The 13,411-nt window shown below is 36.1% G+C and carries 10 protein-coding genes; 1 reads left to right on the top strand and 9 read right to left on the bottom strand.

Annotated features, from left to right (window positions below; all coding sequences use genetic code 11):
* Positions 1-89: 89 nt before the first annotated feature.
* Positions 90-3,440, bottom strand: coding sequence for a DNA polymerase III subunit alpha (gene dnaE, locus IV88_RS00290; RefSeq protein ID WP_057797540.1), 3,351 nt, complete (start codon positions 3,438-3,440; stop codon positions 90-92).
* A gap of 126 nt (positions 3,441-3,566) precedes the next feature.
* On the opposite strand from dnaE, the gene IV88_RS00285 reads away from it, so the two are divergent.
* Positions 3,567-3,752: a YjzD family protein gene (locus IV88_RS00285; RefSeq protein ID WP_186823762.1), complete on the top strand. Its 186-nt coding sequence runs from the start codon at positions 3,567-3,569 to the stop codon at positions 3,750-3,752.
* 36 nt (positions 3,753-3,788) lie between these two features.
* Here IV88_RS00285 and IV88_RS00280 read toward each other — a convergent pair whose 3' ends face one another.
* The 8 genes from IV88_RS00280 to era form a co-directional block, all read right to left on the bottom strand.
* Positions 3,789-4,583 carry a Nif3-like dinuclear metal center hexameric protein gene (locus IV88_RS00280; protein WP_057797537.1) on the bottom strand — a complete coding sequence of 265 codons (795 nt, stop codon included), beginning with the start codon at positions 4,581-4,583 and terminating at the stop codon, positions 3,789-3,791.
* Positions 4,580-5,272, bottom strand: coding sequence for a tRNA (adenine(22)-N(1))-methyltransferase (locus tag IV88_RS00275; RefSeq protein ID WP_057797535.1), 693 nt, complete (start codon positions 5,270-5,272; stop codon positions 4,580-4,582). Before IV88_RS00275 ends, IV88_RS00280 begins: the two co-directional genes overlap by 4 nt.
* 89 nt (positions 5,273-5,361) lie before the next feature.
* Positions 5,362-6,513 carry an RNA polymerase sigma factor RpoD gene (rpoD, locus tag IV88_RS00270; protein ID WP_057797533.1) on the bottom strand — a complete coding sequence of 384 codons (1,152 nt, stop codon included), beginning with the start codon at positions 6,511-6,513 and terminating at the stop codon, positions 5,362-5,364.
* A gap of 14 nt (positions 6,514-6,527) precedes the next feature.
* Positions 6,528-8,360 carry a DNA primase gene (gene dnaG / locus IV88_RS00265; protein WP_057797532.1) on the bottom strand — a complete coding sequence of 611 codons (1,833 nt, stop codon included), beginning with the start codon at positions 8,358-8,360 and terminating at the stop codon, positions 6,528-6,530.
* Between the two features lie 126 nt (positions 8,361-8,486).
* Positions 8,487-10,559, bottom strand: a complete 2,073-nt coding sequence (glyS, locus tag IV88_RS00260; protein ID WP_057797530.1) for a glycine--tRNA ligase subunit beta — start codon at positions 10,557-10,559, stop codon at positions 8,487-8,489.
* The gene (glyQ, locus tag IV88_RS00255) at positions 10,559-11,458 is read right to left on the bottom strand and encodes a glycine--tRNA ligase subunit alpha (RefSeq protein WP_057797528.1); all 900 of its coding nucleotides are present in this window, start codon (positions 11,456-11,458) and stop codon (positions 10,559-10,561) included. Before glyQ ends, glyS begins: the two co-directional genes overlap by 1 nt.
* Before the next feature lie 255 nt (positions 11,459-11,713).
* A complete protein-coding gene (gene recO / locus IV88_RS00250) occupies positions 11,714-12,484 on the bottom strand; it encodes a DNA repair protein RecO (protein ID WP_057797527.1) in 771 nt (256 codons plus the stop codon).
* A gap of 3 nt (positions 12,485-12,487) precedes the next feature.
* Entirely contained in the window at positions 12,488-13,399 is a 912-nt protein-coding gene (gene era, locus IV88_RS00245; RefSeq protein ID WP_057797525.1) for a GTPase Era, read from the bottom strand.
* Positions 13,400-13,411: the final 12 nt, after the last annotated feature.

The following is a 13,411-nucleotide window of genomic DNA, read 5'->3' as shown; positions in this document are numbered from 1 at the left end:
ATCGAGTTTTTCAAAACTTCAATTCAAAGTTTATCACTTTTAAAAACAGATGTCTGTACCATTTCATCATTTATTAAAATGTAAGTGCTTTAATTTTGATTTTCATCATTTTTAAGTTGGATTTGGTCCACTCCAAGCAAATCTGCGAGCTCTTCTTTGGCTTGACTTACATTTGATAAGTTAAATTCTTCCGATAGATCATTCGTTTCATGCGTATCAAGATATACCAACGTCACTGGAATATTACCGTGATATTTCTTAAATATGCCAAACAGTTTCATTTGAAAATCTCGACTGTTTTTTCGATGTGGAACATTCAGAATCCATCGTTGTCTTTTATTTTCTCTCAAATGCATTTCTTCAGGTAGTTTAAACGAATCAGCAATAATCTGTAACTTGCCATTTCTATTTTCAGATTTACCTTGAATAACTAGAACACGTCCACGTTGTAAATTAGATTCACTATTTTTGAATACCTGTGGAAAGACAACAACTTCACTTTCACCTGAAGGATCATTAATGTTCAAGAAGGCCATTTGGTCACCCTTCTTAGTACGGATAACCCTAATCGATTTAATATATGCGACAACCACCACTTTGGTAGATTCTTTCAAATTAATAAGCGGTGTACTTTTAATTTGATCAATTAACTTTTGATATTTCTCAACTGGATGTCCTGAAACATACACGCCTAAAAGTTCTTCCTCTTGTTCTAGCTTAGTAGACAATGACAAATCAGGCTTGCGTTGTACTTTTGGAATTAGTTTTTCAAAGAGATCCATACTACCGTTACTTAAATCGATACTTTGCTTTAATTCTGGTAAAAATCCACTTAACTCCGCCCGATTATAACCAAATCCATCTAAAGCACCAGCAAAAATCAAACGATCTAACACATCTTCACTTAACCACTTGGAATCAATTCGACGGAGAAATGATTCGACGGACTGAAATGGTCCGTTAGCTTGACGTTCGGTTAGGATTGTTTGAATCAAATCACGCCGAATTCCTTTAATACAAAGTAATCCCATAACGATGTGATGATCGATTAGTTGATAAACTGCACTACTTTGATTAATATTTGGCGGCAAAACTATTAATTTCTTTTGCTTTAATTCTTGGAAATAATTTTTAGTCTTATTTGCCCCACCAATGACTGAGTTTAAGATTGCTGTATAAAATTCCAGTGGATAATTAACTTTTAAATAGGCCAATTGATAAGCCATTTTACTGTAGGCAACCGCATGTGATTTGTTGAATCCATAGTTAGCAAAACTCTCAATATAGTCGTAGACTTGATTTGCTAAATTTGTAGCATATCCCTTTTGATTGGCTCCTTTAATAAATTCGCCTTTGAGTTCATCAATAACAGTGGCCTTTTTCTTACTCATTGCGCGACGCAATAAATCGGCCTGTCCAAGAGTCAAACCACCCATTGCAGAAGCCACTTCCATAACTTGCTCTTGATAAACTAGAATTCCATACGTCTCTCCCAAAATATTTTTAAGAACCTCATTTGGGAAACGATATGGTTCTTCGTGATTTTTTCTCTTAATAAAACGATCAATATTCTGCATTGGTCCCGGTCGATACAAGGCATTAACTGCAACTACCAAATTAAAATTATCTGGTTGCATTTTAACCAAAACATTTCGGATACCATCGGATTCAAATTGAAAAATTCCCGTCGTATCACCCTTTTGAAAGAGTTCTAGAGTTGCTTTGTCGTTCAAATTGATTTTATTAATATCAAAATCTGGTTGCTCTTTATGAACTTGATCTAAAACTTGCGACAAAATTGTAAGATTACGTAATCCAAGAAAATCAATTTTTAGAAGCCCTACTTGCTCAACGTAATTCTTAGAATATTGAACCATCAACATTCCATCATTACCCATTTGAACAGGCGCATTATTAACTAGTTCAACGTCACTCAATACAATTCCCGCCGCATGAGTTGAATAATGACGTGGCAAACCTTCTAGTCTAGAAGCCACATAAAATATCAACTGATTGCGATCATTATCACTAACAAAGTTTCTTAGTGGTTGTGAAAGTTCATAAGCCTGTTTCAAAGTTATATTTAACTGATTAGGAATTAATTTACTAATAGTATTGATTTGGGCTGGCAATTCTCCAAATACACGAGCCACATCTCTAATTACAGCCTTAGCCGCTAAGGTACCAAATGTAATAATCTGTGCAACTCTGGTATGACCATACTTTTCATGAACATACTGTAAAACTTCGTCACGACGATCATCCGGAATATCCAAGTCCACATCCGGCATTTGAGCTCGTTCTGGGTTTAAGAAACGTTCAAATAGTAAACCGAATTGTAACGGATCAACTGTCGTAATATTTAACAGATATGCAACCAAGGAACCAGCTGCCGAGCCACGTCCAGGACCAGTTAAAATATTGACACTATGCGAAAATCTAATTACATCTTGGATAATCAAAAAGTAATCAGAAAATCCCATCGTTTTAATTACGGACAATTCATGATCAAGACGTTCTTGATACTTGGTACGATCCGTCACTAACGTAATTTTGTTTAATCCTTCATCACACAATGCTCTTAAGTATTCCGATGAAGAGCTATTATTAGGAGTTTTAAAAACTGGTAATTTAGGTTCAGAAAATTGAATTTTTAGATTTAATTGTTCTTCTAATTTTTCTAGGTTAGATATTTCTTGGCCTAATCCTAAATTCTGATATTCTGTTTCAAAGTCAGATGCACTTTTTAGCCAATCAGACCCCAGCGTATTTTTAAAATCCTCCGGATGGCGAATTACGTCACCAGAATGAATATCCTCTAATACCTTAGTTGCAAAATAATCTTCAGCTGTTTTGTAATGTACTAGTGGTAATGGCAGACATTTTAATTTAAATTCAGTTGCTACTTCTTGAACTGTGCCTCGCAAAATAGCTGTTTGTTTTTGATTTAATCCAAGATATAAGTTATCGTAACTAATTTCATCAAGATAACTCTTTAATAGTTGTTCCACGCTAGACCGTTGTCCCCGTTCTAATAGTTCAATCATCTCAGAACGTGTCCCAGGAATAATCATGACTAAATCATCTAATAATCCGTTAAGATCCGTAAAACTTAAACTACTTTTATCTGATGCCATTTTTAGTGAACTAAGTTGCATCAAATTCTGATAGCCAGTTTGTCCCTTAGCAAAAAATAAAGTTTGATAAGTCTCTTCAGTTAAAAAAGATCCCTGTAAAGCTAAATTAAGTCCTAAGACCGGTTTGATTCCATTTCGTTCACACTCTTGATAAAATTCAATAGCGCCATACATGACGTTTTCATCAGCGAGCCCTAAAGTTTGATAACCGAGTTTTTTAGCACTTTGCACTAAATCTTGGATCTTTAAAGAACTTTTTAATAAAGAGTACGCGCTACTAACTTGTAATGGTAAAAAACTCATAAATTCGTTATCTCCCTTCTGTATTCATTGTTTTGATTATACCGAATTCAACATATTAACTAAAGTAAGTCGGTTGATTTTCACGGTCATTGTGCTAAAATATTTACAGTTTTGAAAGGTGGCATAATTATGCGTCAAATCACAATTATTTTTTGGGCATTCATCTTTGGTGAAGTCATTGGATACATTGGCGGAGCACTTGATGCTCTTCCATACCAACGTTTTCAAATCGGTATTGTTGCTGCCATAGTAGCATTGATAACTTCTAACATGATTCCTCTCTTATCGAAGGGACCAAAAGAAACAAAATAAAAGAAACCTCTGTGGGTTTCTTTTTTTGTTGCCTTATTACATAAAAGTAAATGGATCCGTATTAATCTGAGAAGGAATTGCTTCCAAATTCCAATTATTTTCTTTTGACCATTCGGTAAACATTTGAACTAAATACGGAATACAAATCTTTTCAATATTATGTCCCGGATCCACCACGCTTAAACCATCTGTTAACATTTCATGTGCTGTATGATAGTAAACATCACCCGTGACATATACATCTGCTCCCTGCTCAATTGCTTCAGGATAGAATTTTCCACCGTCACCGCCTAAAACAGCCACTCGTTTAACTTGTTGATTGACGTCATTACTTGTTACGCGAACTCCACTAACACCAAATGCCGATTTCGCGTCAGAAACAAAATCTTTCAAAGGTTGTGCTTGCACTAAATCTCCGATCCTTCCCATACCGTGTTCCGGACCCTCAACTGATAATAATGGTTTAACATCAGTTAATTTCAATGCATGAGCTAGCCAATCATTCATACCAGGATTAGCACTATCTAAATTAGTGTGAGCTGAATAGACAAAAATATTATTGCTTATAATATCGCCGTACATTTTATTCTGAGAATTTCTAAAATCCAGATTACGTGCTGAACGAAACATCACTGGATGATGTGAGAAAATCATATCGCATTTTTGCTCAACAGCCTCTTGAACAACTTCAGGACGAACGTCCAAAGTAACAAGTACACGCTTAATTTCTCGATTCACATCACCAATTTGAATTCCAATGGGGTCACCTGAAACGGCTAGAGATTGAGGTGCGAAATCCTCAAATGTTGAAATTAAATCTGCAGCTTTCATTTTGATAACATCTCCTGAACTCTTGAAACTTCTTCCTGAACTTGTTTCAAACGATTACTATCATGTGAATTGCTATTCTTCATTGCATTCTCTACCTTTAGTAGCCGTTTGAGCTCACGTTCCCATTTACTTAAATAAGCGGTATTTCTTTCAGCACTTAGATATGGGCCAAAATGTAACTCCGCATCTGAATAACTTGCATTTCCCGGTTCAGCTACAATCATTTCATAAATATGACGATCCTCAGCGACAATTTTTTCATTTACAATTTTAAAATTATTATTTTGAAGCCATGTTCGTAACTCCAATTCTCCAACATTTGGTTGCAGAACTAAACGCTTAACGTTTTTTAGTTTTCCTTGATTACGATCCAATATGGATTGAATTAAGATGCCACCCATTCCAGCAATTACAATTGTATCAATCTGATCTTGATCCTGAATAACATCTAAACCATCACCCAATCGTGGAATCACAGAATCTTGAACATTCTGATCCTTAATTTCAAACTCAGAGTTAGAAAGTGGACCCTTGGCAACTTCACCAGCAATTGCAAAATTAATGATACCTTCTTTAACTAGATGAATTGGTAAATAGGCGTGGTCAGAACCAATGTCCGCAATACGGGCTCCTTTTTGAACTTCCCCAGCTACCATTTTTAAGCGCTTTGATAAATTATTCGAATTCATTTAAAGCTCCTTCTGTTTTTTATCGTAATTAAATTATAGCATCTAAAGAAAATAAAAAAACCAGCTCTCAGGCTGGTTTTACTTAAATATTACTCGAGAAAGTCTTTTAATTGTTTTGAACGTGATGGATGACGTAATTTACGAAGAGCCTTGGCTTCAATCTGACGAATACGTTCACGTGTAACACCAAAGACCTTACCAACTTCTTCAAGAGTACGAGTACGTCCATCATCAAGACCGAAACGAAGACGAAGTACGTTTTCTTCACGATCAGTAAGAGTATCTAATACACCCTCTAATTGTTCTTTAAGAAGCTCGTAAGCTGCATGATCTGCAGGGCTAGTTGCATCTTGGTCTTCAATAAAGTCACCTAGGTGAGAATCATCCTCTTCACCAATTGGTGTTTCAAGAGAAACTGGTTCTTGAGCAATTTTAAGAATCTCACGGACCTTTTCAGTTGGCATATCCATTTCAGCACCGATTTCTTCAGGCATTGGTTCACGACCTAAATCTTGAAGTAATTGACGTTGAATTCGGATCAACTTGTTAATTGTTTCGACCATATGCACTGGAATACGAATTGTACGAGCTTGATCGGCAATTGCACGAGTAATAGCCTGACGAATCCACCATGTAGCATAAGTTGAGAATTTGAATCCTTTACGGTAATCAAACTTTTCAACGGCCTTCATTAGTCCCATGTTACCTTCTTGAATCAAATCAAGAAATTGCATTCCACGACCAACGTAACGTTTAGCAATAGAAACAACTAAACGAAGGTTAGCTTCAGCAAGTTCTTGTTTAGCACGTTCGTCCCCATTTTCAATCCGAAGTGCTAATTCAACTTCTTCATCAGCTGTTAAAAGTTGAACACGACCGATTTCTTTCAAATACATCCGAACTGGGTCATTAATTTTGACACCAGCGGGAGCCTTTGTATCATCAAGTTCTTCTTTAGACATTTTTTGAGCTTTAAGGGCATACTCACTTGGCTCACCCTTATCGTCAACAACACTGATTCCAGAATCTTCAATTCGTTGAATCAAATCGTCTAATTCTGAATCTTTTAGATTAAACTTAGTAATAAAGTCTTCTTTAAGTTGGGCATCTTTAACTGTTTTATCAGCTTTATGTTCCTTTAATAGTGCAGTTACAGCCTTTTTAAATTCTGGAGAAGCGATTACTCCCTCGCTCTTCTTTGCTTTACTGGTAGTCTTTTTAGTAGTTGCTTTTTTTGGCATGAAAACTCCTCCTCTTAAACCTGCTGCTTTTGTTTAAATAAATTAACTAACTGAACCGTTAGTTCTTGTTGTAACCCCTTGTTACCTAATCTCACGGCCTCATTCAGGTCTTTTTGCACTTGGATTATTTTCGATTCCAGCGGTGCAAAGTTAGAAATAATATTAATGTAGTCATCAACTGCATCCATGCTAATGTCTTCGTTCATATCGATTGACTCTAAATTAGCCACAATTGACTGTAAATTAGGTTCTTTCAGATAATCCATGAAGTCAGCTGGATTATAGCTGGAATGATTCTCTAGATATCCCGCCGCTAACATATACACAGTTTGATACTGCTCATCCCTAAAATAAAAGTCTGTTTTTGCTTCTAATCTAAGCCAAACATCGTGATTATTGAGCGCTAAAGCTAATAAGTGCTGTTCAGCGACCTCAATCGAACCTTTTTTAGGTTGTTGTTTAGTTTGAACCAGTCCGGGACTTTCTGGTTCAGGAACATTTTGATAAATACGCCGATCATTCTTCTTTGCAATGCGGTCTGCTTGCATACCCCGCATTTGCATTCTTAAATCGTCTTTATCAATCTTAAATTCATCAGATAATTGATTAAGGTACAGATCCTGTTCCACATTAGATCCTAAATTAGCGAGTCTTCCCAACGCCTTCTGTAAATATTCCAGTAAATCTGTTTCATTATCTAAGTTCAGTCCTGTTCGATCAAACTTTAATAGGAACGAAGTACTAGATTCACCGGTTTGACTCATTAAATTAATAAACTCGTCTTTACCATGATTCTTGACGTATTCATCGGGATCTTGCTGGTTTGGAATAAAAATTACACTAATCTTGATTTTACTGTTTGTTTCAATCAATCCAATTGCACGAGCAATCGCATTTTGGCCAGCGGAGTCACCATCATAACAAATCGTAATTTGATTAGAAATACGTTCTAACATGTTAACTTGTTGATTAGTTAAACTAGTTCCCATTGAAGCAATGGCATTCATGACACCAGCACGATGAGCTGCAATTACATCCATAAATCCTTCAAACAAAATTGCACGATGCTCTTGTAGAATGGTCGAACGAGCTAAATCTAGATTATATAAAACTGTTCCCTTATTAAAAATTGGTGTTTCAGGACTGTTCAAATATTTGGGTTGTCCCTCAACTTTCTCTACTAAACGACCGGAAAAAGCAATGACCCGTCCGTTAGAATCTCGAATTGGAAACATAATCCGATTCGTAAAACGATCAGCTAAATCACCAGATTGGCGTTCAATAAACAATCCTGAAGTTCGCAATTGGTCATATTGACCATCCTGCTCATTGAAATAACTTTGTAGAATCTGATCATCTGGAGCAAATCCCAATCCAAATGTATCAATATCTTCCGTTGTAATACCGCGTTCTGTTAAATACTGAAGTGCATCATGTCCCATCTCAGTATTCTTTAAAATATGACTATAAAGTTGTTGAGCACGTTCATACATATCAATTAATCCAGACTGTGTATCAGTATACTGAGCCTTATGATTACTGATATAAGCTTTATCAAGCTCGACATGACCAAACTCGGCAACTTCACGAACTGCATCTGGAAACGAAACATGTTCTAAATCCATCAAGAACTTAAAAACATTGCCACCTCGTCCACAACTAAAGCAATGAAAAATCTGTTTATCTTCTGAGACAGAAAAAGACGGTGTCTTTTCATCATGAAATGGACAAATTCCAAACAGATTCTTACCAGCTTTTTTTAGCTGGACGTGACGGCTAACAACATCAACAATATCTACTGAGGTACGAACCTCATCAATCACATCTTCTGGAATCGGCTTTGCCATTTACTTCACCGTCCTCTATTAAATTCATACAACGATATGTTACAGCATTCAAATACAAAACACAATCAAAAAGCACCTTTAGCTTACACATTTGTCAAGTATGTAATCAAAAGCACTTTTTTTAATTTATTTTACGATCATTTGATTCAAATCACCGATTGGTTTAATTAAGTTAGACAGAACCGTCAACTGATTCAAACGATTATTTTTAATAGATTCATCTTTATCCATAACCATTGTTTCGTCAAAGTAATTACTAATTACTGGTTCAAGTGCTAGTAGCTTTTCATAATCGTTTTTAAGATCACGATCAGCATCTTGAATTGATTTAACGTGATTAAATAACTCTGTTTCACTGTCATTATTGAATAATTTAGAATCGACAGTTAGATCATTTTTATTTTCATTCTTTTCTGAAATTCGTAGAACACGAGTCAAAGCCTCAATACTATCTTTGAATTTATCATCAATAGTTCTTGATTCCTTCAAAAGTTGAGCAGCAGTAATCATGTTTAAAATATCTGTATTACTACTATTAACTACTGTTTCGACAATATCATGATCAGTCTTTTGGTTATCCAACCATTGACGAACACGATCACTGATAAATTGACGAACTTCGCTAGCATTCTTGTTAACGTCTACGCCACCTGCAGCATTTTCAGTATCTAATTGCTTAGCCACAGCTTCTTGTAAGACATTCAATTGAAGGTGCCAGTTTTGTTCTTTCAAGATTCTAACAATTCCAAATGCTTGTCGCCTCAAAGCATATGGATCATTTGAACCACTTGGAATCATATCAGCGCCAAAGAAACTAAATAAGTTATCAAACTTATCTGCTAATGCTAGCACTGATCCAACCGTTGATTCAGGTAAATCACCATTTGCGCTAGTTGGCATATAGTGTTCACGAATTGCTGTAGCTACACTAGCATTTTCATCGTTCAACAAGGCATACTTTTCACCCATCACACCTTGAAGTTCTGGAAATTCGCCAACCATTCCAGTAACTAGGTCAAACTTATAGATTGAAGCCGCACGACTTAAATCTTGTTTTTCATCCTGACTTAAGCCAATTGAATTAGCTAATACGTCAGCAATCACACGAACTCGGTTCATCTTTTCATACATTGAACCGATCTTATCATGAAAACTAACTTTCTTAAGTTTTTCAACATAATAATCAATTGGATGTTGTTGATCTTCGTTATAGAAGAATGCTGCATCTTCTAGACGAGCAGTTAAGACTTTTTCATTTCCACGAGCAACGTTATCGATAAATTCACTATTACCATTTCGAACTGAAATAAAGTTTGGTAATAATTTACCAGCTTGATCTCTCACAAAAAAGAAACGTTGGTGATCTCGCATAGATGTAATCAAAACTTCTTCTGGAATATCTAAGTACTTTGTATTAAAACTTCCAGAAAAGGCAGTTGGCCATTCTACTAAGTTATTAACTTCTTCCAACAAGTCTGCATTTGGTTGAACATCCCAGTTATTATCGTCAGCAATCTGATGAATTTGAGAGCGAATCAGTTCTTTACGAGCTTGAGCATCTACAAGCACAAATTGATCTTTCAACGTTGCTTCATAGTCAGCTGGCTGTTTAATTTCAACTTCATGACCTAAGAAACGATGTCCTTCAGTTTGATTTCCAGCTTTAACATCTAAAATGCTAAATGGAATTACTTCGTTATCAAGTAAAGATACAATCCAACGAATTGGACGAACAAACTTAAAGTCGTAATCAGCCCACTTCATCATCGTTGGGAAATTCATTGCTTCAATTACACTCTTAATTTGAGGTAACAATTCAGTAACTGATTTACCCTTTACTTCTTTATGAACAAAAACGTATTCTGTTCCTTTTACTTCTTTAAAAGTAATATCGTCCGGAGTAACACCTTGTCCACGTGAGAATCCAATTGCAGCTTTAGTCCAATTGCCTTCATCATCGAGTGCAATCTTTTTGGCTGGTCCCTTAGCATCTTCTTCAACGTCAGGTTGTTGATCTGCTAATCCATTAATCCGAACTGTTAAACGACGGGGTGTTGAAAAACTATCGATAGAATCAAATGCTAACTTATTGTCTTTCAAGAAGTCGGTCACACGTTTTTTTAATTGGTTAATACTAGGAGTAACGATATGAGCGGGAATTTCTTCAATTCCAATCTCTAATAAATAATTATGTGTCATTATTTTGCCTCCTTAGTATTATTCTTCAATAGTGGGAATCCTAATTTTTCACGTTCTTCAACGAAAGCACGCGCAACCTTACGAGCCATATTTCTGATTCGTGATAAATAACCAGCACGTTCAGTTACTGAAACTGTGCCACGTGCATCTAACAAGTTAAAAGTGTGGCTACATTTGAGAATATAGTCATAAGCGGGATGAACTAATCCATTTTCAATTTGTTTATTAGCTTCTTTTTCAAAATTATCAAATTGCTTTTCTAACATTTCTTGATTTGATTCTTCAAATGAGTATTTAGAATGTTCAAATTCAGGCTGTTTGAAGATATCGCCATATGAAACGCCATTTCCCCATTCCAAATCAAAGACCGATTCAACATCTTGAATGTAAGATGATAGTCGTTCCAATCCATAAGTAACTTCACTAGTTACAGGACTAACTTCTAAACCACCAACTTGTTGGAAATAAGTAAACTGAGTGATTTCCATTCCGTCTAACCAAACTTCCCAACCAACACCGGCACAACCCATTGAAGGATTTTCCCAGTTGTCTTCTACAAATCGAATATCATGTTCTAAAGGATTGATTCCTAAGGCCTGTAAACTGCCAAGATACAATTCTTGAATATTCTCTGGAGATGGCTTCATTACAACTTGGAATTGATGATGTTGATAGAGACGGTTAGGGTTTTCACCATAACGTCCATCAGCTGGTCGTCTTGATGGTTCAACGTAAGCTGCATTCCATGGTTCAGGTCCAATGGCACGTAAGAATGTGTATGGACTCATTGTTCCGGCACCCTTTTCAGTATCATAAGCCTCCATTAACATACAACCTTGATCTGACCAGTACTTTTGAAGAGTTAAAATAATTTCTTGAACAGATAACTTTTTACTCATATTTTCCTCCCTAATTTGGACACAAAAAATCCCTACGTAGACTAAATCCACGTAGGGACGACATTTGAATCGCGGTTCCACCCTACTTCTAACAAATGTTAGCAGCTTGATTAACAATCTAGACTCCAAAATGCCACCCGCATAAATCCACTTTGGCTCACACTATCCCAAAGTCGCTGACTGGATCTTCTCCGGTTAATTTTTTCTCAGTCCATATTTAACTAAATAGAATACTAAGGTTTTTACAGAAGGATGTCAAATTGAATTTTTATCCCACTTTTTCATTTGATCAATAAAACTTCGACTTTTTAGCCGAATCCCAACTTGATTAGAATAGATTGAGTCGAGTAATTTCCAAATTTGTTGTTTCGTATCATTTGAAACAGAGATGGTACCAATCTGTTTCAAATTGACACCACTCAGTAAACGCACCGTCTGGGCAGCTTTAGTTGATAAGTGCCAGCGATGCTCATCTAATGCAAAGTGATTAGAACATAACATACCATCAAACTTATCTGAAAAGTCCATAGGTAAATCACTTCGACCGCACTCAACGCATTGATTCCAAACTGGTGAAACACCAAACGAAGGTAACAACTGCATCTGTACAATATCAGCAATCACCTCGGGATCAACACCACCATTGATTAGATCAAGTCCGGTTAGTACCTGATCAAACCAGACTTGAATCGGTTGATTATCCTCAAACGCAGCATCAATCAAGTTAAGAATGAGTGTCGCAAATGCGTTTAGTTCAATTATTTGAAAAATCTGCTCAAACTGTTGAACTTTTTTAGCTGCATTAATATAGGACAATCCATCATCTCGAACCAGTCCGGTATAGGTACCATGACTAAACGGTAAAATAGAAGAAGCCAACTGATAGTTGGCTTTCTTGGCATTTTTTAAAAAGAACATTTTTTTACCAAATTCTCTGGTAAAAATTTTAACTAATAAATCATTGTCGCGATGATTGCGTTCGAACATCACAATCCCCTGAAAATCAACATTAGCTTGAACCGTCATGGTTTAATAGTCATCCTTTCGATAACCGTAAGACTGAAGCATGCCTTGCTTATCACGCCATCCTTCAGACACTTTAACCCAAAGTTCAAGATAGACACGGTTTCCCAACAGATGCTCAATGTCGAGTCGCGCACGACTACCAATTTCTTTCAACATCTTGCCACCTTTACCGATGATAATCCCCTTTTGAGTTGGACGATCAACAATAATTGTAGCTTGAATATGAACCAAATCATTTTCATCGGACTTCATTGATTCAATCAAAACTGCAACAGAATGTGGAACTTCCTGACGAGTAAGTTGAAGTACCTTTTCACGAATTAATTCAGAAATAATAAAACGTTCTGGATGATCGGTAACTTGATCTTCAGGATAATATTGTGGTCCCTCTGGTAGCTCTTCTTTCAAGGAATTTAATAGCTCATTAACGTTATTTCCCTGCGTAGCGGAAATTGGAAAGACTTCTTTCCAGTCCAAAGCATCCTTGTATGATTCAACAACTTCAAAGACTTGATCAGGATGAATCAAATCAATCTTATTAATAACTAAATAAATTGGCTTATCTTTAATTTGCTTCAAACGATTGATGATGAAATCATCTCCAGCACCACGTCTTTGATCAGCATTAACCATGAACATAACAGCATCAACTTCATTTAATGATGACATGGCAGATTGAACCATATAATCACCTAACTTATTGTGAGCTTTATGAATACCTGGAGTATCAATAAAAACGATTTGTTCCTGGTCGGTTGTATAAATACCTTGGATTTTGTTACGAGTTGTTTGTGGAACATCACTCATAATGGCAATCTTTTCTCCAACCACGTAGTTCAAGAAAGTTGATTTACCAACATTTGGACGTCCAACAATTGCTATAAAACCTGAACGAAAAGCACTTTTGTCTTCCATAATTTATCCCAT

The sequence above is a fragment of the Pediococcus argentinicus genome (genome assembly GCF_001437605.1).
Taxonomy (GTDB): domain Bacteria; phylum Bacillota; class Bacilli; order Lactobacillales; family Lactobacillaceae; genus Pediococcus; species Pediococcus argentinicus.
The sequence above is the reverse complement of the archived record's forward strand: the minus strand, read 5'-3'. Positions and strand labels throughout refer to the sequence as shown.